The organism is Psychrobacter urativorans (assembly GCF_904846675.1).
GTDB lineage: Bacteria > Pseudomonadota > Gammaproteobacteria > Pseudomonadales > Moraxellaceae > Psychrobacter > Psychrobacter urativorans_B.
In genome coordinates this window covers 54,379-79,414 of record NZ_CAJHBT010000001.1, presented here as the reverse complement: position 1 = coordinate 79,414, position 25,036 = coordinate 54,379, and the positions used below count along the sequence as shown (strand labels likewise).

18 protein-coding genes are annotated in these 25,036 nt (G+C 43.4%); 10 read left to right on the top strand and 8 right to left on the bottom strand.

All coding sequences use genetic code 11. The features are described 5' to 3' along the window. Positions 1–44: 44 nt before the first annotated feature. A complete protein-coding gene (gene lolB, locus JMY06_RS00325) occupies positions 45–701 on the bottom strand; it encodes a lipoprotein insertase outer membrane protein LolB (RefSeq protein WP_201615500.1) in 657 nt (218 codons plus the stop codon). A 189-nt stretch (positions 702–890) separates the two neighbouring features. Then, the gene (locus JMY06_RS00320; protein ID WP_227672086.1) at positions 891–2,783 is read right to left on the bottom strand and encodes a tetratricopeptide repeat protein; all 1,893 of its coding nucleotides are present in this window, start codon (positions 2,781–2,783) and stop codon (positions 891–893) included. 593 nt (positions 2,784–3,376) lie between these two features. On the opposite strand from JMY06_RS00320, the gene hemA reads away from it, so the two are divergent. The 4 genes from hemA to JMY06_RS00300 all read left to right on the top strand — a co-directional run bounded on the left by hemA (position 3,377) and on the right by JMY06_RS00300 (position 7,655). Next, on the top strand, positions 3,377–4,756 hold the full coding sequence (gene hemA, locus JMY06_RS00315) for a glutamyl-tRNA reductase (RefSeq protein ID WP_201615498.1): 1,380 nt from the start codon (positions 3,377–3,379) through the stop codon (positions 4,754–4,756). A gap of 621 nt (positions 4,757–5,377) precedes the next feature. Further along, entirely contained in the window at positions 5,378–6,514 is a 1,137-nt protein-coding gene (locus JMY06_RS00310; protein WP_201615497.1) for an aminotransferase class V-fold PLP-dependent enzyme, read from the top strand. A 188-nt stretch (positions 6,515–6,702) separates the two neighbouring features. Further along, entirely contained in the window at positions 6,703–7,140 is a 438-nt protein-coding gene (locus JMY06_RS00305; RefSeq protein ID WP_201615496.1) for a YeeE/YedE family protein, read from the top strand. 95 nt (positions 7,141–7,235) lie between these two features. Next, the gene (locus JMY06_RS00300) at positions 7,236–7,655 is read left to right on the top strand and encodes a DUF6691 family protein (RefSeq protein ID WP_201615495.1); all 420 of its coding nucleotides are present in this window, start codon (positions 7,236–7,238) and stop codon (positions 7,653–7,655) included. A 194-nt stretch (positions 7,656–7,849) separates the two neighbouring features. Here the strand turns inward: JMY06_RS00300 and JMY06_RS00295 are convergent, their stop codons facing one another. Continuing rightward, positions 7,850–9,514 carry an AMP-binding protein gene (locus JMY06_RS00295; RefSeq protein ID WP_201615494.1) on the bottom strand — a complete coding sequence of 555 codons (1,665 nt, stop codon included), beginning with the start codon at positions 9,512–9,514 and terminating at the stop codon, positions 7,850–7,852. A gap of 303 nt (positions 9,515–9,817) precedes the next feature. Between JMY06_RS00295 and JMY06_RS00290 the strand changes: the two genes are divergently transcribed. Next, positions 9,818–12,019 (top strand): NADPH-dependent 2,4-dienoyl-CoA reductase, encoded by a 2,202-nt coding sequence (locus JMY06_RS00290; protein WP_227672085.1) that lies wholly within the window; start codon positions 9,818–9,820, stop codon positions 12,017–12,019. Positions 12,020–12,074: 55 nt separating this feature from the next. On the opposite strand, the gene JMY06_RS00285 is transcribed toward JMY06_RS00290, so the two are convergent. The 4 genes from JMY06_RS00285 to JMY06_RS00270 form a co-directional block, all read right to left on the bottom strand. Beyond that, on the bottom strand, positions 12,075–13,445 hold the full coding sequence (locus JMY06_RS00285; RefSeq protein WP_201615493.1) for a HEPN domain-containing protein: 1,371 nt from the start codon (positions 13,443–13,445) through the stop codon (positions 12,075–12,077). Between the two features lie 151 nt (positions 13,446–13,596). Further along, entirely contained in the window at positions 13,597–14,013 is a 417-nt protein-coding gene (locus JMY06_RS00280) for a VOC family protein (RefSeq protein ID WP_201615492.1), read from the bottom strand. Positions 14,014–14,119: 106 nt separating this feature from the next. Further along, positions 14,120–15,139, bottom strand: coding sequence for a lipoate--protein ligase (locus tag JMY06_RS00275; protein ID WP_201615491.1), 1,020 nt, complete (start codon positions 15,137–15,139; stop codon positions 14,120–14,122). A 151-nt stretch (positions 15,140–15,290) separates the two neighbouring features. Beyond that, entirely contained in the window at positions 15,291–16,448 is a 1,158-nt protein-coding gene (locus JMY06_RS00270) for a hypothetical protein (RefSeq protein ID WP_201615490.1), read from the bottom strand. Between the two features lie 253 nt (positions 16,449–16,701). On the opposite strand from JMY06_RS00270, the gene JMY06_RS00265 reads away from it, so the two are divergent. Continuing rightward, the gene (locus JMY06_RS00265) at positions 16,702–17,808 is read left to right on the top strand and encodes an alkene reductase (protein WP_201615489.1); all 1,107 of its coding nucleotides are present in this window, start codon (positions 16,702–16,704) and stop codon (positions 17,806–17,808) included. A gap of 155 nt (positions 17,809–17,963) precedes the next feature. Here the strand turns inward: JMY06_RS00265 and JMY06_RS00260 are convergent, their stop codons facing one another. After that, positions 17,964–19,241 carry an NAD(P)/FAD-dependent oxidoreductase gene (locus tag JMY06_RS00260; RefSeq protein WP_201615488.1) on the bottom strand — a complete coding sequence of 426 codons (1,278 nt, stop codon included), beginning with the start codon at positions 19,239–19,241 and terminating at the stop codon, positions 17,964–17,966. A gap of 234 nt (positions 19,242–19,475) precedes the next feature. On the opposite strand from JMY06_RS00260, the gene acs reads away from it, so the two are divergent. The 4 genes from acs (at position 19,476) to JMY06_RS00245 (ending at position 24,985) form a co-directional block, all read left to right on the top strand. Then, the gene (gene acs / locus JMY06_RS00255; protein ID WP_201615487.1) at positions 19,476–21,440 is read left to right on the top strand and encodes an acetate--CoA ligase; all 1,965 of its coding nucleotides are present in this window, start codon (positions 19,476–19,478) and stop codon (positions 21,438–21,440) included. Positions 21,441–21,608: 168 nt separating this feature from the next. Then, entirely contained in the window at positions 21,609–21,983 is a 375-nt protein-coding gene (locus tag JMY06_RS11725; protein WP_227672084.1) for an NAD(P)-binding protein, read from the top strand. Continuing rightward, on the top strand, positions 21,962–22,804 hold the full coding sequence (locus JMY06_RS00250; protein WP_227672083.1) for a hypothetical protein: 843 nt from the start codon (positions 21,962–21,964) through the stop codon (positions 22,802–22,804). Before JMY06_RS11725 ends, JMY06_RS00250 begins: the two co-directional genes overlap by 22 nt. Before the next feature lie 654 nt (positions 22,805–23,458). Then, positions 23,459–24,985, top strand: a complete 1,527-nt coding sequence (locus tag JMY06_RS00245; RefSeq protein ID WP_201615486.1) for an acetyl-CoA hydrolase/transferase family protein — start codon at positions 23,459–23,461, stop codon at positions 24,983–24,985. Positions 24,986–25,036: the final 51 nt, after the last annotated feature.

Here is a 25,036-nt window from a genome sequence, read left to right as displayed (position 1 = left end):
TTAGTGTTTATACATAACTAGTATTTAATGAAATAGTGATTTATTTATCGGTTTTGGTGATTGATGGTCATGACCACCTTTTGACCTTGGGACTGTACGGCGCTGATTTTATTAGGCAGCTTATCGTTGCCTTTATAAGTAAAGTTTGCAGTCCATGCGCCATTGACTGAGCTGATTAGACGGTTTTGGGCATCGACTTGTGGGGCGCTATCTGATGGGGCAGAACGACCAGAAATCCAATACGGCATTTGTGAGATAGGCGCTTGCCAGCCGGTGGCTTTTTGTAGCAAAGTTTCAGGATTATTAGCGGTAAGAGTACCGGTTTTTTCACTGACCAAAGTTGCGGTTTGGCCGTCATATTCAATATTGGTTTTACCAATACCCAGTGCACCTATCAATTCAATGGCAAAACGCTCGTTTTGTTGACCCCATGCATAAAAGGCACTGCCGCCTTCAGTACCAACATCAGTACCAGTATCTGCAGGTGTGCTTTTTGGCATAGTGACACCGATTTTACCGTTAATATTAAAGTTATCGAGTTTCTGGGCTTGGACAGTAGGCGTAGGCTTGCTGGTGGCAGTGGTGCCCGGTAGCGACTGACAACCGGCGGTAAATGCCAGCATCGCCGTAAGCGCGCCAAACGTGGCTAATTTCGTAGTTTTATTTGTGATTCTATGTAGGCTCGTATGTATAGCTGACATGGTTTTTCCTCAAAATGTGCAAATCTAAAAGTTTCTAATTCTTAATTTTTAACAGCTTAGCTTAACCGTTTTTTGTTACTCAGTTATGGCCTGTTATTGTTTTCTTACCAGTCGCTTGTATAATTGATAATCACTAATAGATAATCACTAATAGATAACTACTAATAAATAATCATTAGTAAACGCTATTTAATACAGCTGAATCCGGTCATTAACATTATGCTGTCCAAATGAGAAGCGTTGCTGTAAATCAGCCAATAGCGCCTCGACTCTGTCACTGTCGCCCAAACCTTGATAGGCACGTAGTAACAATTCGCCTGAACGCAGCGTTGGTAATACATCGTACGGCGTCTGTAGATAGTTGATAACTTGGGCGTATTCGTCGTTAGCCAAGGCACTGCTGGCCAGCACATTTAACGCTTGCAGATGCAACTCATTAGCATAGCGCGGGTCATCATAGTGAATCTGTATAATGGCGGTTGCCAAGTTTAATCCTTGCTCAGAGCTGCGGTCATTGGATAATAATAATTGCGCGAAACTCAGCTGATAAGATAAGTTTCTTGGGTCTAGCGCCTGCAAGTGATTGAGTAAGGTACGCTTGATCACATAATCCTTTACGTCATCAAGCAGTTGGGCACGAGCAAATAATATCACCTCGCTGTTAGGATATTTGCGGCTGGCACGAGTGAGTAGACGCAGGGCTTCATCCGCCTCGCCTTGCTGCCATAAAACATCCGCTTGTAATACATAGCTTTCAGGGGCAAAGACTTCAAATTGCTGGCGCAAAGTCTGTAGGGTTGCTAGAGCGGCATCGACGTTATTATTAAGCAGCTCAAAAGCAACGACTTTTTTACGCGCTGCCAGCACCAAATCTTCTTGCATGACGCCATTTAAGTAGTATTTGGCTTGCTCAAAGCGCTGCTGACGCTCAGCACTAATGCCTAAGTAGTAATAAGCTTGATCGAGATAGTTGGGATTTTTTGCCAGCATATTAAGCAGTTGATCTGCACTGCGATACTCTTCAATATCTAAACTCACCAGCGCAGCTAATAAAGTAATCTCAGAATCATCGTCGAAACGATTATGCGCCTCAAGTAACAGCTCCCACGCCTCTGTACTTTGTTTAAGATCGAGCAAATAGCGAATCTCATATAGATAGAGGTTTTTGCTACCTGGATTACGCAAACGCGCTTGGTTGACATAATTAAGGACCGTTGGCGGCGGTTCGATTTTGCGTAAGATATCTGCTTTTAAAGTGATAAAAGGCACATAATCCGGCTGCCGCACTAAGGCGCGCTCAATATGCACGAGTGCTACTTCTGGTTCATTAAATTGATAGAGTAGTCCGGCTTTTAGTACCGACAATGAGGCGTTTTGTTCACTATCAATAGGTTGCAGGGCGGCAAGCAGCTCGCGCTGATCACTGTCGGTATTAGGATAAATACCAATTAATATTTCACTCAAATCTGCGCGTGGATCATAACGTAAAATACGATTTAAGGTCTCGCCAGCTAAGCTATAGTTATGCGCCTTTAAAGCTAAATGCGCCACATAAAACCACGCGGGGACATGGTCAGGATTTTGGTCTAGCCAAGTGTTAGCAAACTGTAGCGAGCTGTCGATATCTTCATTGCGCAGCGATAAACCTAGCGCTCGCTCAAAGACAACGGTGGCATCTTCTTTAAATGACTGTTGTTTATAGATAGCAACGGCACGACGATCATTACCGCGAGCAGCGGCAAACTCAGCATCTAACAGCGCATAGAGGCTAGGTTCATTCAGCATAGGCTTTAATACTGTGAGAGCTGGCAAGCCCTTCACATTTACCAGCTGTCCTGCGGTTTGTGCCTTATCATTATTGCGGTAAAAATTGTTGTTGTCGGTTGTCTCACTCACGCTATTATTCTGAGTAGTGCTAGTTTGTAGTTTTGAATTTTTCGATGAGGGTCTATTAGATGATAAGCTATCAGGCAATAAAGCATCAAACAACGGACTAAGTAGGTGCGCGTGGGCAGGTGTACCAAGGCACAGAAAGGCGGCCAACAATAATGCTCGCTTGCGGCGTAGTCGCAGCCTATTCATAATAGCTGGCAATAAAATTTGAGAGCTAGACTGGCGCTTATGTATAGGAATAAAGTGGAACTGAAAGCCAAAAAAAGTCATAGATAATGTTGTTCGCCCATAAAGATACTGGTTGCTATAAAGCCATTATTGTGAAGACGTTATAGAGTTCTAATCTTACTAAGATACAGCTTATTTGATATGCAACAAAAGTATTATAGAAGTGGACAGCGTTAGTAAACAACACCACTCATGTTACACCTATCACTATAAGATTGGTAATCGTTAGTAAATCGGTGTTGATTTGTAGCGCGTTAGCCCAAATACAGACAATTAGCACAGGGGCGCTACGGTGAGTATTAAATAAAACCCGTAACAATGATATAATAGGCGGTTTTATATTTACCGTATCTGTTTTTTAACCTATTCGAATCTATAACGCCGCATGAATGACGCAATAATTTGTGTCTGCTGGCCGTGCGCTGAAAGCTGTTGTTAACAAGGATTTCTAATGACTTTTAAAGTTTTCCTGAAAACAAATTTTAGAATCTGTTTTTAACGACAAAGCGGCGGCATAGCAAGTAAGTGAGCGTTATGTTTATGGTCTATCAATAATGAGATTAGTGGTCATTGGGGTCAATCACAAAACCGCACCAGTCGCTCTACGTGAGCGACTGGCGTTTGTGGGTGAGGATTTGAATGCCGCGCTTGGGCAACTCAAAGGTTTTACTGATGGCAGTGTGATTGTGTCGACCTGTAATCGTACTGAAATCTATGCGCTGGTACCGCAAGCTGATAACCTCCCAGCCGCTAATGGCCAGTCTAAGAGCACTCAAGCGAGTAATAAAACTGATATCACGGCAAGCTTCGGAGTTACGGCCGCGGCAATGAATGACCATATCACTCATATTAAGACATGGTTGGCTGACTTTAAAAAGTTACCGCTCGCTGAGATTGATCCGTATCTGTATGTGCACCGTGACACCCATGCGCTCACCCATTGGTTACGGGTAGCAGCAGGTCTGGACTCAATGATATTAGGTGAGCCGCAGATACTCGGTCAGATTAAGCAGTCTGTACATTTGGCGCAGTCTGAGCACGCATTGAGCAGTCAATTGAGCTGGATTATTGATCAGGTATTCGCGGCGTCCAAGCGGGTGCGTAATGAAACTAATGTGGGTGCACATGCGGTATCACTAGGCTTTGCTGCTGCAAAATTAGTGACGCAGATTTTTGATAATCTACCCAGTCGTACCTTATTGGTGGTGGCTGCAGGCGAGATGAATCGCTTAGTGGCTACTCATATCGCAGGGCTTGGGGTTGGGCGGATTATTATCTGCAACCGTAGTCCTGAGCGCGCCGAGATTCTAGCTGCTGCGCTGCGTCAACCTAACCGGCAGGTGGATGTTTGCTCGCTAGCAGATCTGCCGCAAGTTTTGGCAGAGGCGGACATTATCAGCAGCTGTAGCGGCAGTATGGACATACTGATTAATAAAAATATGACGGCGCAAGCGCTTAAACGTCGCCGTTATCAGCCAATGCTGATGATTGATTTGGCCGTACCGCGCGATATTGATTCGACCATTAGCCGGATGGATGACGTTTATCTTTATTCAGTTGATGATTTGCAGCATGTTATCGCCGGCAACCTCGAGCAGCGCAGGCAAGCAGCGGTTGATGCCGAACTGTTGGTGAGCCAGTTAGTGGTTGAGATGGAACGCAGCTTTCAGGTACGCCAAGTGGGTACTGATATTCAGCAATATCGCATGCGTACTCACGAGCAAGTAGAGCAGCTATTGAACGCCTCCATTGCCCAGCTTGAGCGAGGTGAGGTCGGTGCTGAGGAAGTCATTACTGAATTATCGCGGCGTCTGACCCAGACGCTAAGCCACGCACCATCGAAGCTCATGCGTAAGGCGGCACGCGAGGGCGATAGTGACTTGCTTAATTTTGTGGTCTCAGGGTTACATGACGCTTATCGCCGGCGCAAATAGCAACAGACCATTGTTAACTTTGAGAATCAATGTTAATATCAAGTGGTCATGATTGGTCTGAGTCTATAAATTTAGGTTCATGTAGCTAAAGTTTATGTGGCCATAAAACGATAAGATAAGCAGCAAAAAGCGCTTACTTGTCTTATCGTTTTTGTTAATTAAGTCTGCTATCAACTGAAATATCTAGTCATGTTATAACTGTTGTCAGCTACTAGCATTGTATTTAATGTCGTCAAACTGCAAGTAGCAGTCGAAAATCTAGATTAATTAAAAGTTATATTAGTTAAAAAATGGACATTAGCTAAACCAGCCCGTTATCCTCTGCCTGCCGCCGTGCAGCAACTATAACGACGCTGATGTCATATGCAATATTGCATCAGACATACATTTACTAACGGCAATAGCGCTAGGATAAAGTGCTATATCGTCAATCCCACGTCGTACCTTCTAGTAATACCCGAGTAGTATCTTCTAGCAACACCCTTAGCAGTAACGATAGCTAGTAGTACCTATAACAATATCCAGTGTCTTTGTGTCACTTCGTATGGTTATATTCAGATTTTAGCTGTGCCCAACTAGTAATACCCTCTAAATAATCCAACAACAAACAAGGAATGTCCTATGTCAGCATTACGTCAAGATATCGATCCAGAAGGCTTATCAGAATATTCAGTAGTTTATACTGACCGCTCTTTAAATCACATGTCAAAAGCTTTCCAGAAAGTGATGAATGACTTATCTAGCAACCTAAAATCAGTTTATAACGCTGATGCCGTGGCTATTGTCCCAGGTTCTGGTACTTATGGCATGGAAGCGGTTGCCCGCCAATTGGCTAAAGACCAAGATTGCCTAATCATCCGTAATGGTTGGTTTAGCTATCGCTGGACGCAAATCATTGATAAAGGCAATATTGCTAAATCTTCTACTGTATTGGCTGCCGATCGCACTGAAGAAACAGATGCGCCAAAACCATTTGCACCAGTTGATATTGAAATAGCCGTTGCTAAAATCAAAGAAACTAAGCCAGCGATTGTTTTTGCACCACACGTTGAAACTTCAGCGGGCATTATTCTACAAGAAGATTACATCAAAGCCCTAGGCGAAGCAGTACATAGCGTTGGTGGCTTGCTCGTTATTGACGCTATCGCATCAGGTTGTATCTGGCTTGATATGAAAGATCTTAGTATTGACGTCCTGATCAGTGCCCCGCAAAAAGGCTGGAGCAGCACACCTTGTGCCGGTCTCGTTATGTTAAGCGACGCGGCTGTTAAGAAAGTAGACAGCACTGAGTCAGACTGCTTCAGTCTTGATCTTAAGCAGTGGTTAAACATCATGCGCGCTTATGAGAATGGCGGTCATGCTTATCATGCAACGTTGCCTACTGATAGCCTACGTCAGTTCCGTGACACTATTAATGAAGCCAAAGAAGTTGGCCTCGAGAAACTACGTGACGCGCAGTGGGAATTGGGCAAACGTATCCGTAAAGTACTAGAAGACAAAGGTATTGAGAGCGTTGCAGCTGAAGGCTATAAAGCCCCAGGTGTTGTGGTTTCTTATACCAGTCGTGATGACATGCATAAAGGTACCGCGTTCGCTGAGCTTGGCATGCAAATCGCAGCCGGTGTTCCGCTTAAATGTGGCGAGCCTGAGAGCTTCAAAACTTTCCGCTTAGGTCTATTTGGCTTAGATAAATTGACTGATGTTGACGGTGCCGTTGAGCGCTTTGAATCAGTACTTGAAAAAGTATTGGCAAAATAAGCTTATTCATTTGGCAGATAATTTGCTGAATAATATAGACAACTAGTACTAAGAAAAATACTGAGCCCCTGTTATAAATACTGGGTTCAGTATTTTTTTACCTTTTTATTATACTTTATTATATAATGTATTTTTATAAATAGAATTTTAAATCAATACTTGATGAAAATTAGGCTAGGTAATCCATTATGAGTATACAAGTAGACTGGCAGGCATTTACCTCGATCTCGTTAGTCGGGGGTTTGATGTTGGGGGTGGCGACCGTCATCTTACTATTAGGTATTGGACGCATTGCGGGTATCAGCGGTATTGGTGCCAGCCTACTCAAACCCAAACGGGTAGAGCCATGGCAAGTCCTCTTTATACTCGGACTTATTGTCTCGCCCTTGTTATACAGACTGGTTGCACCGCTTCCTATCATGCAAATGACCAGCTCCTTACCATTATTAATTGGTGCGGGCTTGCTGGTTGGTTTTGGTACGCGTTTAGGTTCAGGTTGTACTAGTGGTCATGGTATTTGCGGTAATGCGCGCTTGTCGCCACGTTCAATGGCGGCGACGGTGACCTTTATGCTGTTTGGCGTTATCACCGTTTATATTGGCCGGCATGTGCTTGGGCTGATTTAAACGCTTACTGATACATAGCGTATTTTGATAATAAAAAATCTTCTACAACAGATTTTAATATTAATAATAAAAGACAATGACAATAAGAGACGACAATGCTAAAAAATATAATTGGGTTAGTGGCAGGGTTATTATTCGGGTTTGGCTTACTGATATCGGGCATGACTGACCCTGCTAAAGTACAAGGGTTTTTTGACGTGTTTGGGGCTTGGGATATCTCATTAGCGCTAGTCATGGGCGGCGGATTAATGGTGGCCATCGTTGGTGTGCAACTGGCTAAGCGTCAGCGCAACAGCTGGATTGGTACCCCAATTGACATGCCCACCAGTACGACCATTAATAAAAAGCTATTAATCGGTGCGATACTATTCGGTATTGGTTGGGGCTTGGTCGGTATTTGCCCAGGACCAGGGATAGTATTGCTCGGTACTGGACAGTGGCAAGCCTATGTGTTCGTTCCTGCGATGGTGGTTGGTATGGTGATATATCAGTGGCTTGAGCCGAAGCTTGATTAATAAAGAGACTGAGAAAACTTGAATGTGAATATACTGATATTTTTATAATTTATTAAATATAAAAATTATTTCTTAAGAATAAAGATTTAGTAAAGAGCGCTTGACTCCGTTGTTCACAAGCTCTCAAAGTCGCTCGCTTATCTTTACTAAATCTATATCGACCAGCTCTTTATTAAAAGATATTGACGAGCTATTTATTTTGGCTGACGCAAGGCTTTAGACGTTTCATGTGCCAAAGATTTGGCGGCTTGGCGCAGCTCAAATTTTTGCACTTTACCCGTACTGGTCTTAGGTATTTCGGCAAAGATAATATGCTTGGGCACTTTAAAGCCCGCTAAGTGTTGGCGGCAATGTTCAATAACCGTTTCGCGCTGTAAGGTACTGCCGTCATAAATCTCAATAAAGGCAATTGGCACTTCGCCCCATTTATCATCGGGTGCGGCAACCACGGCGCAACTTTGAATTTCAGATAGTTTATATAAGATATTTTCGACTTCAATACTAGAGATGTTCTCACCGCCGGAGATGATGACGTCTTTTAGTCTATCCATAATTTTGATATAGCCATCCGGGTATTTAACGCCCAAATCACCCGTGCGGAACCAGCCGCCAGCAAATGCGGCTTCGGTAGCTTTGCGGCTTTTGAGGTAACCTTTCATCACCATATTACCGCGTAGGGCTAACTCGCCCATTTCTTCGCCATCGGCTTTTATTGGTTCCATTGTTCCTTGTTTAAACACATCAAAACCGGTCATTAAATGCGAGGTTACGCCTTGGCGAGATTTCTTTTGCGCACGTTCGGCAATATCAAGATCGCGCCATTCTTCTTGCTCAGCGCAGATAGTCACTGGTCCATATACTTCGGTAAGGCCGTAAGTATGGGTGATATTAAAGCCCATATCTTCCATTGCTGCCAGCATCGTCTCTGATGGCGGGGCTCCGGCAACCCAACCTTTGACTTCGTGATTGATAGCATCTTTAAGCTCAGGTTTACCACTCGCAAGCATGTTGTGCACCACAGGCGCTGAGCAATAATGACTGACTTTATACTTGGCAATCAGCTGCAAAATTAAATCGGCATCCATCTTACGCAGGCAGACGTTAACGCCGGCACGCTCGGCGATAGACCACGGAAAGCACCAGCCATTACAATGGAATAAAGGCAGCGTCCACAGATACATCGGGTGTTTAGGCATATCCCAATCTAAAATGTTTGAGACGGCATTCAGTGCCGCACCGCGATGATGATAGACCACGCCTTTGGGGGTGCCAGTAGTGCCAGAAGTATAGTTGAGTGATATGGCATCCCATTCGTCTAATGGCTTCTCCCAATTATCTAAACTGTCAGAGCTGGCAAGCAGTTCTTCATAGCTCATTTGTCCAAAACGCTCAATATCAACCGCGGCATCGGTCGCATGGATAACGATTAAATTAGGGAAAGTCTCATCGATAATCTCCGCAAGATTCGCAAACTCACTGTCCATGATTAAGACTTTGGCTTCAGAGTGTTGCAGACAAAAGGTCAGCGCATTAATATCGAGCCGCGTATTTAGGGTGCAAAGAACCCCACTTGACATCGGCACGCCAAAGGCACACTCAACCATCGCTGGAGTATTGGGCATCATGACTGCGACGGTATCATTTTTATCGATACCCAATTTACGTAGGCCATCCGCCAATTGTCGGCAGCGCGTATAGGTCTGCTGCCAAGTTTGGGTCAGGTTATTATGCTCAAAGTCATCGTAAATAATAGCGGTCTTATCAGGATAAACTTGTGCGCTACGGATAATAAAATCAATAGGAGTCAGCGGTTGATAGTTGGCAGGATTTTTGCCAAGTCCCGTATGGAAGTCGGTCATAGAGATAGTCCTTTATCATATTTTGGTTCTAATTGCTTTCTAGCCACTTTATAACTATAGCAGTTTACTTAGTCGCTTAACCATTATAAGCAAAGGCATCAAAGAAATAAGTCTGATTTGTGAGGTTTATTTAACTTTGGGACATTATAAGTTTGCTTAGCAATAGACCCTAATAATATAGTGCCCACTCATCAGTCGCCTGTCTGCGTAGCTGCTAATAAAGCCGTTATGTTACGATAGAACGAATACTGATTTTTGAGCTGTTTTTAGAATAATAACCCATAGATTCATAAGGATAATGAGATGATTGCCTCCCTGAATACCGCCAGCCAAGCAAAAAAAAGTATTGAAAATAGCGAGCGTATTGAAACTAATAATGCTGCCAATACCTACGAGAACGAATCTGAGAAAGTATCCGAAAGCTACCCGCATTTGTTCCAACCATTAGATTTAGGCTTTACCACCTTAAAGAATCGCGTAGTTATGGGCTCGATGCATACTGGCTTAGAAGACCGATTTTATAACTACGGCAAGCTTGCTGCCTATTTCGCTGAGCGTGCCAAAGGCGGCGCGGCGATGATGATTACTGGTGGTATCTCGCCTAATCGTGAAGGTTGGTTGCTACCGGCCGGCGGCACAATGAATAGTAAGCTGGATGTCATCAACCACCAACGCGTCACTCGCGCGGCGCACAAATATGATAGCAAAATGATCATGCAAATCTTGCATAGTGGACGTTACGGCTACCACCCATTTGTGGTATCAGCCAGCCCGATTAAATCACCAATCTCACCGTTTAAACCGCGCAAAATGAGCATTAAAAATATCGAACAGACGGTCGATGATTTTGCACGTGCTGCACGTTTAGCCGAGCAAGCCGGTTATGACGGCGTCGAGATTATGGGCTCTGAAGGTTACCTGCTTAATCAGTTTTTATCACGCCATGTGAATAAGCGCAAAGATATTTATGGCGGTGATATTGAAGGACGTATGAAGCTGGCGGTTGATATTGTCAAAGCCGTTCGCGCTGCTGCTGGTGAGGATTTTATTATCCTATTTCGCTTATCAGTCATTGATTTGGTCAAAGACGGCAACGTCATGGATGAAGTCATCATCGTTGCTAAAGCGTTAGAGGCCGCTGGCGTGACTATTATCAATACTGGTATTGGCTGGCATGAAGCGCGCGTACCAACGATTGTCACTAGCGTGCCGCGTGCCGCCTTTGTGGATTTCACCGCTGAGGTAAAAAAGCACGTTAGCATTCCGGTAATGGCAGCCAACCGTATTAATATGCCGGACACCGCAGAAGCAATTGTCGCTAGTGGCCAAGCAGATTTGATTCAAATGGCGCGTCCATTCCTAGCCGATCCACATTGGGTTAATAAAGCTAAAAATGGTGAAGCCGACCGTATTAACACTTGTATCGCCTGTAACCAAGCGTGCCTCGATCATACTTTTGAGAGTAAACGCTCCACTTGTCTGGTCAATCCACAAGCTTGCTACGAGACTGAATTGGTCTATAAGAAGACTAAAAAGCCTAAAAAGGTGGCCGTTATCGGTGGCGGAGTAGCGGGAATGTCAGCAGCACATGTGGCAGCTTTGCGCGGACATGAAGTGACTTTATTTGAGGCCAAAGATATCTTGGGTGGACAGTTTAACTATGCCAAAGTTATCCCTGGTAAAGAAGAATTCTTTGAGACCATTCGCTACTATATTAATGAGCTTGAGCATTTAGGCGTTGAGGTTAAGCTGAATACTAAGGTCGATAAAGCACTGCTTGAAGCTGGCAAGTTCCACCATGTCATCGTAGCTACTGGTGTGGTGCCCAGAAGTCTAGCGGGTACGTTAGAGGGCGCTGATATGCCACAAGTGATGAGCTATGCAGAGCTGCTATCAGGGCAAAAATCTGTTGGTAATACCATTGCAGTGATTGGTGCTGGCGGTATTGGCTTTGATGTTAGTGAGTATCTCACCGCTAATCATGGTCAGGCGTTAGATGAGCTGGCACCTGAAACCCTAAAAGACCCAAGCTACCGTCCAAAAGCCCAATCAGTTAGCGAATGGCGTGAAGAGTGGGGCGTGACCGAAGAGTTGAATTATCAAAGCGAGGGTGGCTTAATTAAACCTGAAGCGATTACGCCCGTTCGGCAAGTGTATCTGGTACAGCGTACCAAAGGACGTTTGGGCAGAGGTCTCAATAAAACCACTGGCTGGGTACATCGCGCCCATGTTAAGTCGCATGGTGTTATCCAAGTATCGGGGGTGCAGTATGAAAAAATCACAGCCGAGGGCATTTGGATAACCAATAACCAAGGTCAAAGTCAGCTGTTACGAGTCGATAGCGTGGTGGTCTGTGCCGGTCAGGAGTCAGTGGTGGAGCTGATGCCAAATGTTGGTGATGCACCTGACGCGCAATATCATCTTATTGGTGGCGCAAAACTGGCGGCTGAGCTGGATGCCAAACGTGCGATTCGTGATGGCGCGGAGGTTGCGGCGGGGATTTAGTAGATAGATTAAAGTTTAGGGTGGGTTAGCAGCTGCCTAACCCATCATTATAATTCTATAAATTAATATTTTTTTTCATTTTGTATTTCTCATTTTCACATATTTCAGATAATTCAAAATATATGTTTTTTAATTTTTCTTCATAAGGGCTAAGTTCTAAACCTATCTTGTAAAATAGTATGCATGCAGAAAGTATAGTTGGACACGCAAGTTGAAACGGGTCAAAACCTAGATCTGTTTCATAAGTCTTGTAAATGCTTTTTGACCCATGAACAAAATTTGATCTTAAGTTATATACCTTTCTGGCTTTGTTATACCACTCGTTAATTTCATTATGATATATAGCAATTAAGCAAGAAACTCTGCGACAAAAGTTTTCTGTTATACCTTCATTTTTCTCTTTATCTTTCACAGTTACTAACCTTTCCATTGCTGTGACCAGCTTAACAACTTGGGCGCTACTGTTAGTGTCTCTAGAAGCATCACCAAACCAATAAAAAGCATCAATTAAACGGTCTGCCAAACACTCTTTATTACTAGGGGATACTGCTTGCAATGTAAGTTTTTTAATCACGAGCCCTAAATCTTTTTCTAAATCTTCTTCAAAAAATTTCCAGAAATCTTGTAAATCTTCGCCAAATGAATATGAACCACCAATCCAGTAGTCATCATTCTTGTTAGCAATATAATGGTTAATATTACTTTTAGTAGGGTGGCTAATTAAGTTTATCTGATTAGCTTTAAGCTTATAAGAAGTAGTGAAAACCTTAATCACACCAAATATAAATTCCGCAGTATTTTGCGCTCGATTTTTACTAATTTTATTCGAGCACTTTGGTATAGTAATACTGAGCAGGCAATTAAAGCTGTTTCTATTATTATTATTTACGAAGAGATCATAGTTACTATTATCGCTGACTTTTGCGTAAATACTATCTTTGTGAATTATTTTTACACTACCTATCTGTATCTCTTTTTCAGGACTGAGGCTAGGTGCATTAAAAGGAAAGAAGTATGTTACTTCCTGCATTTTATTGTTTGCTCTTTTACGAGCTTTAGATAGTAGTGATGAAAATCCAGATGAGTCAAGTTTTCCAGAGTTTTTTATATGTATATATATTGAATCTCTAATATCAAGAGTGAATTCGTTTACAGTAATAGCATTAAGTAAGCCATTTGATTTAATTTGTCTAGTGGCAATATTTCGCAGTTTTTTTTGTGCTTTTGATGAAAGTAAAAACTGCCTTTGTTGAGGGTTTATTTCAACAATATCCCGAGGTGGATCTAAAGCAGCTGTCATTAAGTGGAAGTCGCTATCAAAGTCATTTTTATATAATTTATAGGATTGATTTCTTAATTGAATTAACCTTATTGCTTCATTAATAATAAACTTAAAGTCTTCAGTGTTTTGTTTAGATGCACTCATAAATTAAACTCTTAAAAATTTAATAAAGTAATCAAATGTAGGGCGGACTAGCTCAAGCGTAATATACCAAATCTTTAGATATCTAACGGTAGGTTGCGTTTAACCCTTAATACTTATGAAAGCTTAAGAAGCTTAATCTAGCCTTACCTACTTACCAACTCCCAATATTTTCCATCGAAATCCAAGGTTCAATAGGTTCTAATCGCTCACCATCTTGCAGTAGCTCAATTGAGATATTGTTAGGGTCTTTAACGAAAGCCATATACCCATCTCTAGGCGGTCTTAATATATCGACACCCGCTTGCATAAATTTTTCGCATTGCTCATATATGCTATCGACTCTAAAGGCAAAGTGCCCAAAGTTGTCGCCGTTGGTATACTCTTTCTCGTCCCAGTTATGAGTAACCTCAATCTCTGGAGCGCCTTCATGAGTCGCTAAAAAGTACAAGCTGAATCTACCTGCTTCAGAATCCTTCTTCCTAAGAAGTTTCAATCCCATAAGCTCACAATAAAAGAATAAGGTGTCCTCTGGTTTATTGGTTCTAATCATGGCGTGTAAGTATTTCATAAAAAACCCTTATAATTTATTATTGTCTAAAAAGATTTAGCTGTGAAGTTTTAATTTATATTTACGATACTACGGAAAAATTCATATTCCAACAAACCCAAAAACCCTAACTCTCCATCTCGCCAACCAACCAGCCACAAAAATCATCAACTTGCGCTGCCAAATCAGGTTGCGCTTGTTTCAACCCATCAAGCTTAGCTCTGATATCACCCTTATTATATTTAATTCCTGTCAGTGACTCTTTTAAGGTATCAATCAACTCAACATTTAACGCATCAGAGAAAATAACCACTTCTTCAATCACTGCTTGTTTCACATCCATATGTAAATCAATCATTCCCCAATCAAACCGAGTTTCGATACGATGCGAGAACTCAGGGGTTTTGCCAAAGCGCCAATCCCAGTCTGACATTTGCTGATAGTATTTATTCAGAGTAGGCTGCTTGGCGAGACTGGCTTCATCCAACTCTTCTACATTAGCTTCTTGCCCATAGTACTCACAAAATGCCTCGATGATCGCTGTAGAGAGCGTGTCGTGAGTAATGTCTTCATTGAATTCAACTAAGTTTGCGACACGCGAGCGGACGGACTTGATACCTTTTGCTTTTAATTTTAATGGGTGCGGATTGAGATAATCGCCAAGCTTTTGCATGTCGGCGTTCACCAGTAAAGTGCCGTGATGGAAGCTTCGGTCAGCTGTATGTTTGAAGGCGCTGCCTGATATCTTGCGATCACCAACTTGCATATCGTTACGGCCAGACAGCGTGGCGTCTATGCCTAATTTTTTTAGCGCATTGATAATGATGGTAAAGTTAGCTGTTTGATCGTAGCCCTCTTTAGGCGATAAAAAGGTAAAGTTGGTATTGCCCAAATCATGAAATACAGCCCCGCCACCACTTTGACGCCGAGCTAGAAAGACATTGTCTTCGGCCATTTTATCGGTTTTACATTCTACCCAAGGGTTTTGCGAACGCCCAATGACCACAGTTTCCGCATTACGCCATAAGAATAGCGTGTGCGTATCAGGGGCTTTTTGATCAGAGCCAAGCGCTTGGAATATCCAATCCTCGGTCGCAAGGTTAAACCAAGGGTTAGTCACAGCAGACTTTAAGATGCGTAGTTTCATTTATTTATTCGTCCTTTTTAGATTAAATACATTCATTCTTACTGATGTGTAATGCGATGCGATGCAAGCAAGCAACAGTGTATCAGGCATAAATTTATTATTATTGCATTCACGCTATTAACGGACGATTGGCTTGTGGCAATCAACACCGTTATTCAACGTTATAATCTACACAAATCACGCTACGTAAGCAGTTTCTATCATTATTTTCCCATGGTGAAGGTATTGGCAGCGCTTCTGTTAGCTGATAGCGTGGAATTGCCCAATCGTCTATCTTATAGCCATTATCATCTTTACTTGGCACGGGGTACTTTTTCTGACGCTCGCTATCGGACAGCACGGCAAATTTAAGAAACTTTTGAGCGTCTTGAGCCAAGATACTATTAGGGCGCTTAGTTAATTGCATTATCATTCGCTTGTATTCGGGCTCCAAAAACTCATGAATAGCGTCGTCTGTCCATTGAGTATTGTCTGAACCAAAAAAGAGGACATAACGATACAGATCTAATAAATATTTGGCATCTTGGCTAAAATAACCTTTTGGGTAGCGCTGGATATAATTCTCCCAAAACACAGCGCGTGCAACCACTTCGTTAAAAGAGACCGCAACCGCCGCATCATTCCAAAAGATATCTTGATTGTCTATTGCCATACGCTGAATAAACTTGGCTTGGTCGTTGGGTAGATAGGGGATAAATAGGCCTGCCATCGCCTTTAGGTCATGATGAAACATAAACATGCCTTCGCCTACATCCAGCACGCTAACGTCAGCGTTACTCTGCACCAGTTCAATGAGATATCGTCTACGTGGGCTCAGGGCTTTTAGTTGCTTAACGGATAATCTTTTGCCTTGTTCCATGGTATCTACTGCATCGTAAAAGCCTTCGTTGTCCATATAATCAGTAGACCCCAAAAAGCGTCCGTACAGCGCTTGATATTCCTTCAGCCATTGCAGTATTTCGACGTTATCAGCAATTGGCAAGCAAGCATTTAATTGTCGTTGGATAGCATGAATATCTTCAATTTTACTTTTATCATCAATGTCTTTCATAGCATTACTGAGCTTGGTGCAAACCAGTTTATTTGTTAGCTGTTTTTCGGACAATTCTACCAATGCATTAGTTAATGCTCTTGGCGTTTTTGCTTCTATTAATGGTTGTGTGTTTGGCTGTTTTACAGTTTGCGTGGACGTTGATACTGTTGTGTCTGAGTTGTCTGATGTTTCTGGCATATCCGCTGGAGGCTGGCAAGCGCTCATAGCAAATAATAGGCTTGCTCCCATCATGAGTGCTAAGGTGGTCTTTTGCATAGTGGATCCTTTAAATTATCTTATTAGCTTAATACGGTTATAAGAGTACTTGAACAATGAGTATTATAAATATCGATATCATGCTATATCGGTGTTTTTGTTTGTGAAATTTACTTGAATAAGCCTACCTATCCCCTATAAAGGAAAACGATGAAAGCATATTTGCTGGCATTTTTAAGCAAGATTTCTAGCGCTAATATGTTTTATACATAGTAATAAACCAAGTAAATACCAAGTTTACATAAGGCACACCATGGCACACGATCTATTATTTGAACCCCTGAAAATGGGTACTCAAACTTTAAACAACCGCATTATTATGGCACCTTTGACTCGCCTGCGTGCGGTCGAACCAGGCGACGTGCCAACGGCATTAGCAGGTGAATATTACTCGCAACGTGCTGGTGCAGGCTTGATTATCGCAGAAGCCACGCAAGTATCTTTTCAAGCAAAAGGCTATGCTGGCGCGCCTGGCGTTCATACCCAAGATCAGATGACTGCTTGGAAAGTGATTGTCAATAATGTCCATTCTAAAGGTGGCAAAATTGTACTACAGCTTTGGCACACTGGCCTTGTCGCGCATAAAAGTGTGCAGCCTGATGGTAAAGCGCCCATCTCTGCCTCCAATGTTAATGTAGGCATTCGTACCTCGCTTCGCGACAGCAGAAATCAAGCCATTCGGGTTGATGCCACTACGCCGCGCCCCGCGACTATTGATGAGATCAAGCAAGTCGCGGCTGACTTTGCTCATGCCACCAAAAATGCTCATGAGGCAGGTTTTGATGGTGTCGAGATTCATGGTGCTCATGGCTACCTCCTACATCAATTCTGGGCGGAACATACCAACCAGCGTGATGATGAGTACGGTGGCAGTCGCGACAATCGCGCGCGCTTGATGTTAGAAGTTATCGATGCCTGCGTTGGGGCTTGGGACGCCGATCATGTGGGTATTCGAGTGTCTCCGCTGGGTACTTTTAATAATGTTGAAGCTGGCTATCATGAAGATGAAAATATATGGTTATTCGAGCAAATGAATAAACGCGGTATCATGTATCTGCATTTATCTGAGCCCGATTGGGCAGGGGGTACGCCTTATAGCGACGACTTCCGCCAGCGTGTCCGTAAAGCTTTTGATCAGATGATTATCGCAGCGGGTGGTTATAGCGTTGAGAAAGCTGAACGAAATATTCGAGAAGGTTATATTGATGCCGTGGCTTTTGGTCGTGATTATATTGCCAACCCTGATTTGGCTGAGCGTATCCGCCAAGATGCACCGCTTAATGAGCAGCATCCAGAGAGCTTTTATGGTGGCACCACGGTAGGCTATACTGATTATCCGTTTATGGATAAAGCTCAATAGTTGATATTTTAAAGACAACCATCTAAGAAGTTATTTAGAAGTAGTTACTTAGACATGGCTATTAAAGCATCAATAATATCCAATAAAAAGGCCGCCTTGCTATTATTAGTGAGGTGGCTTTTTATTGTGAGTCTTTTAGGATAAACGAAACGCAGTTAAACCACTTCACCGCAAACAAAACCGCTGGCCCAAGCCCATTGGAAGTTATAACCACCAAGCCATCCCGTAACATCAAGAACTTCACCAATGAAATATAAGCCATCTTGATGATTACTTTGCATAGTCTTAGATGACACTTCATCGGTTGTGACCCCGCCGCGTGTCACCTCCGCCGTGCGATAGCCTTCAGTGCCAGACGGTTTAAGTTGCCAACCATTAATAGCGGCTCCAAGTGCGATTAAGCGTTCATCTTTAATATTGGCCAGTTCAGTATCTTTTATATCCTCCCATAAAGTTGTTTGTAGGGCAGTCAGTAATTTTTTGGGCAAGGCATTATCGGTATAATCTGCTAGAACAGTACGAATTAATTGTCTTGGATGCGATTTTTTATGGTCGAGCAGTAATGCTGTAATATCGGTGTCAGGAAGCAGATTGATTTCGATATACTCACCCGTTTGCCAATAATTGGACAGCTGCAACATGGCAGGACCAGACAAACCGCGATGGGTAAATAATAAGGGTAATTTAAATGAGGTGCGCGTATTGCTAGCAATTACCGGTAAGCTAATGCCCGCTAAAGCTCGAAGCAGATCGCCTGTTTTATCCGTAAACGTAAACGGCACTAGGCTGGGATCTATAGATGCTAAAGTGTGCCCAAACTGCTGTGCTAATTCATAACCAAGGCCACTAGCGCCCATGGTCGGGATAGATAAACCACCAGTCGCGATGACCAATGACTCGCAGCTATAGTTAGTCTGAGGTGCATTTGCGTTATTTGCCGTTTCTTTCTTACTGAGTTTTTTGCCCGTCAATAAATGAAAGCGTGCTTTATTATGATTGTCATCACTTTTATTAACTTCAACTTGCTCAATTTGGGTATTAAGCCTTACTTGTACTCCAGCCGCTGCACATTCATCAAGCAACATAGTGACAATATCTTGCGCAGAATCATCGCAGAATAGCTGGCCGTGCTCACGCTCATGGTAGGCGATTTTATGCTGCTCAACCATGCTAATAAATTCCCAACTCGGGTAGCGGCTTAGCGCGGATTTGCAGAAGTGTTGATTGGCGCTGATAAAATGTTCAGGCTCAACGAAATAATTGGTAAAGTTACAGCGTCCACCCCCTGACATTAGGATTTTTTTGCCGACTTTATTGGCATGATCCAGCACCAGTACACGGCGACCACGGCGACCGGCAGTCAGCGCGCAGTATAGTCCTGACGCGCCTGCACCAATAATAATGACATCATAATGGGTATGGGGATTACTCATAGCGATTCCGGTTTATAGAAGGCATTTGTTATACAAGAGAGCTATTATAAATGATAATGTTGTAATTAGCGCTTGATGCCTTGCATCAGCTGCTCTTATTTGTCAAACTAGAATTGGGAGTCATTCATTATGGAAGATGACACCCTATACGTCTGTATCGCTTGCAGTTATTGACTGTTAGCTATTATTATCGTCAGCCCATGCAGGTAATAATAATTAAAAAAGGAAATTATCATGACCCAGAAATCTTTTCCTATTGCAGCTGAATTTGTCGCTGCTGCTAATACTACCTCTGAGCAATACGCCCGTGACTATAAACAGTCTGTCGCCTCCTATGAGGACAATGATGACTTTTGGGCCAAACGTGCTGAGCTTATCGACTGGATAAAAAAGCCAACCAAAATTAGTGATATTAATTATGATTTAGATGACTTCCGTATTAAATGGTTCGAAGACGGTGAGCTGAATATTTCGGTCAACTGTTTAGATCGGCATTTAAAAACCAATCCTTATAAGCCCGCTATTATTTGGGAGGGCGATCATCCTTCCCTACATAAAATTATCTCGTTTAAAGAATTACATGCTGAGGTTTGCCGCCTCGGTAACGCCATGCGTAAACTAGGTATCAAAAGAGGCGACCGAGTCTCTCTTTATATGCCGATGATACCAGAAGCCATGATGGCGATGCTGGCCTGTACCCGTATTGGTGCGGTACATTCGGTAGTGTTTGGCGGCTTTTCTGCGGAAAGTCTCGGCAACCGTATCGTTGATAGCCAGTCTAAGCTAGTCATTACTGCCGATGAAGGCTTGCGTGGTAATAAGCGCACTCCGTTAAAAGCGAACGTTGACCGAGCGCTAGATATGGAAGGCACCGATAGTGTCGAAAATGTCATCGTAGTACATCGTACTGGCAACTCAGTGCCGATGAGCGGTCGCCGTGATGTTTGGTATCATACTTTAGTCGACGGTGAAAGCGAGCAGTGCGAACCAGAAGTCATGAACGCTGAAGATCCGCTATTTTTATTATATACCTCGGGCTCGACAGGTCAGCCCAAAGGCGTGCTACACACCACTGGTGGCTATATCACCTACGCGCTATCCACCTTCCGTGATGTATTCGATATCAAAGAAGATGACATCTATTGGTGTACCGCTGATGTCGGTTGGATTACCGGTCATACCTATGCCACGTATGCGCCCCTCGCTAATGGCACGACGACGGTCATGTTCGAGGGCGTGCCAGAATATCCAACGTGGGCGCGAGTCGGGCACATTGTTGATAAGCACAATATTAGTATTTTATATACCGCGCCTACCGCTATTCGGGCGATGATGAAAGAGGGTGACGCCTTTGTCCGTGAATCGAAGCGCTCAAGCCTGCGCTTGCTCGGTACGGTCGGTGAGCCGATCAATCCGGAAGCATGGGATTGGTACTATAATGTCGTCGGCCGTGGTCAGTGTCCGATTGTCGATACGTGGTGGCAGACCGAAACAGGCGGCATCATGCTGGCACCTATACCAGGTACGGTAGCACTGAAGCCGGGCGCTGCGATGAATCCACTATATGGCATCAAGCCGGACGTCATGGATACCGACGGCACTGCGCTTGAAGGCCCTGCTCACGGCAATCTAGTGATTAGTAACAGTTGGCCGGGACAGATGCGCACCATCTACAACGATCATGAGCGCTTTTTGGAGACCTACTTTACTGAGTATCCTGGCAGTTACTTTACCGGTGATGGCGTCCAGCGCGACGAAGACGGCCATTACTGGATTACGGGCCGCGTCGATGATGTACTCAATGTCTCCGGGCATAGGCTAGGTACTGCTGAAGTCGAAAGCTCAATTGATGCGCATCCCTCTACCGTTGAAGCGGCGGTCGTTGGGATGCCGCATGACATTAAAGGCGAAGGTATCGCTGCTTTTATTATTCTTAAGTCAGGAGAGGTGGTCAGCGACCATCTGAAGTTGGAGCTAAATCGACACGTCCATTCTGAGATAGGCCCAATTGCCAATCTGGATGCTATCTATATCGTTGACGTTTTACCCAAAACTCGTTCCGGTAAAATTATGCGCCGTATCTTGCGTAACCTTGCTGCGGGTCAATATGTTGGCCTTGGCGACTTGTCCACTTTGGCAGATAGCTCAGTGATTAATAAAATTATTGAGGTGGTTAAGGCGGAACGTAAGGCCTGTTGATAGTTCCTAATAAGTAATCATTGTTAAACTTCCAAAAAAGTCATGTTATTAAAAATAGCATGACTTTTTATTGAAGGTCTATTATAAAAATATTTATTAACATGACGTTTATTTAACAGACCTACCTCTTTTCTAATTACTTACCCATATTTCAGGCACATTGTCATTATGACTGATCACTCCGTATCCGACTCTAATAACAGTTCTAATAATAAAAACACACCACAGACGGCATCGAAAATAGCAATCGTTGGCGGTGGTTTAACCGGCTTATTTACCGCCACATTGTTAGAGCAAGCTTGTAACCAACTATCAGCTCAGCAAAAAAGTAAATCAAGCTTGCCACAGATTACAATCTTTGAAAAATCACGTAGCGTGGGTCGTTTGGCCACCCGTTATCGTACTAATGAGCGGACTAATAAAAACTGGCAATGGGCGTTTGGCGCGCAGTTTTTTACCGCCAAGTCTGATAGCTTTTCGCAATTTATTAAGCCGTGGCTAGAGTCAGGTTTATTGCAGCCATGGTGCAAGTGGTTGAGTTAACGCCTGCCAATGACAAGCAGCAATCGCCCAGTATTAAGCAAAAAGAGCAATGGAATACCACTCATGCGCGTTATATCAGCACCTTAAAAATGACCAGTTGGGGGCGAGCGTTGGCGGATAATTTACGTCTGACCACAGTTAAGTTTAAAACCCATGTCGCGCCACTTAGTAAATCAAAGAATACTACCGACAAAAAAACTGAACTGTTTGACGAAACTGGTGTAAGTTTAGGCTGGTTTGACTGGGTGGTTTGTACCGTGCCAAATCAGCAAGCAGTAGAACTGATGGCAGATAGCGGCTTCACTAAACAAGCGCAAATCTGTAAACCGCAAATGCAGGCCTGTTATACACTGATGCTCGGTTGGGATAGTATTGAACAGCTACCGGATATTTTAAAAAGTACAGCCACGCCAATATGGGATGTGGCTTATGTAAATGACTCGCCACTCGATAGAATATTTATTGAACATCATAAACCCGCGCATGGTGACCTGCTACCTAGCATCACCATTCATGCGCGTAATGACTGGTCACAAAAGAATGTTGATGATGATATCGAAACGGTAAAAGAAAAGTTGTTAGAAGCGGCCCAGCAAGCCCTTAAGTGGAATAGCGATACTGCACCCAGCCAAATAGACTGTCACCGCTGGCGTTATGCCGCAACCGTTAATAATAATGAAACCGATAAAGAACTGGGCATCTTAGTGGATAATAGTCATCAATGGATCGTTAGTGGCGATTGGTGTGGGCAAGGTAATATCGAAAGCTGCTATCAGATGGCGGCAGATACGGTGCAAGCGATAACGGCTACTCTGAACTAATAAATTAGCCTGTCATTAAACATTGGGTATTTAGTAGCAATTTTTTATGGCTGGCTCTATATGATGAAAGCAGAAAAGCAGCAGACCAGTCCGCCCACTATTTACCAACTGCAAATACCACAGCCTTTATGCGTCTCGCAGTCATGGCTTTATCGCTCATAATTGAAAACGTAAGAGCTAAAAAAGATTAACTGCTTTATAATACGGTCCAACATGAGGCGAGCTAATAGAATGTGATCAGCTTACCCCAAAGCTTCAACCGTTGACATCGTTTTGGCAGTTCTGATAGAGCAGTACTAGCGCCAATAGCAACGTGAACAAACACGTTGTCTATAACCTATTGAAACGCTACAAGGCTCCTTTGATAAGTAGTTGATAGACACGCTTGCTTAAAATTATAATCTCGCTAAACTTGTTCAGCATATTTTATGAGCTGTTAGGGTAATTTACGATACCCAAGCCAATATAAAAAAATGGTTGTTGAGACCACCAGTATCGTTATAATAGTGCTCACGCCAAGTACCTCAGGTCTGGGGTTTTTTATTATAAAATGGTTCAAAACTCTGAAACGAAACTGCAAATACAGTCTCGTTTAAACTTTTCCTCATTGCAATGAGGATTAATTTTAATATGGAAGTTACTAGGAGAAACAGTATGAGTTCAATTAACCATGAAGGGCGCGTACTTCACGAAGGTTTGCGCAATAAAATCATGTCTGCTGATGAAGCGGCCTCCTTTATCAAAAACGATATGAATGTCGGTATGAGTGGGTTCACCGGAGCAGGTTACCCCAAAGCCATACCAGCGGCGCTTGCCAAACACATGGAAGCTGCCCACGCGCGCGGTGAAGATTTTCAAATTGGCTTGTTAACTGGCGCCTCTACTGCTACTGAGTGTGATGGTGTGTTGGCTGATGCCAATGGCATCAAATGGCGCACCCCTTATCAATCAGAACCTGCGCTTCGTAAACAAATCAATGCTGGTGAAGCCTTATATTTTGATATGCATTTATCACATGTCGCCCAACAAAGTACCATTGGGTTTTATGGCGATATGCATATGGCTGTCGTTGAAGTGGCAGGTATTTTGCCAGATGGACGCCTTATACCATCGACCTCAATTGGCACTAGCAACGCGTGGTTAAATAATGCCGATAAGATCATTTTAGAAGTCAACAGCCAACAAAGCTTAATGCTTGAGGGCATGCACGACGTTTATAATGATATTGGTATGCCGCCGAATCGCAAACCAATTCCACTGGTTACCCCAGGCGGGCGCATTGGCGATCCGTACTTGACTTGTGATTTAGATAAAGTTGTGGGTATTGTCTTAACCGACTCGCCAGATCGTAATAGCAAGTTCGCTGATCCGGATGAAAACTCCAACAAAATTGCCAACCATATCATTGACTTTTTCCATGATGAGGTCAAAAAAGGCCGTCTGCCAGCTAACTTATTACCGATACAATCTGGTGTGGGTAACGTGGCCAATGCGGTATTGGCAGGACTAGAAAACAGCCCATTTGAGAACTTATCGGGTTATACTGAAGTGTTACAAGATGGTATGTTAGATCTAATTATGTCTGGAAAAATGACCATGGCGTCTGCCACTGCGCTGTCGTTAAGCCCAGATGCACTTGATCTGTTTAATGCCAATATTGAAGAGCTGCGTGCCCGCATTGTTTTGCGTCCACAAGAGATCACCAATCACCCTGAAGTGTCGCGTCGCTTAGGCGTACTTGCGATCAATGCCATGATCGAGTGTGATCTCTATGGTAACGTCAACTCAACCCACGTCATGGGCACTAGCATGATGAATGGTTTGGGCGGTTCAGGCGACTTTGCGCGTAATGCTTACACATCATTCTTCGTATCGCCATCAGTGGCCAAAGATGGCGCTATCTCTTGTATCACACCGATGGTATCCCACGTTGACCATACTGAGCATGATGTGATGGTGATTGTGACTGAGCAAGGTTTAGCTGACCTGCGCGGTCTTGCCCCACGTCAACGTGCCAAAGCGATTATCGATAATTGTGCGCATCCAGACTATCGTCCGATGCTGCGAGATTATTTTGATCGCGCCTCCAAAACGGCTGGCATGCAAACGCCTCATATGCTCAACGAAGCGTTGTCATGGCATCAGCGTTACGTTGAAACCGGCGATATGCGCATAAAATAAGCTTATAGCTATAAGGTAAAATAAAGCGCCTCTTATCTGTTATTCAGGTAA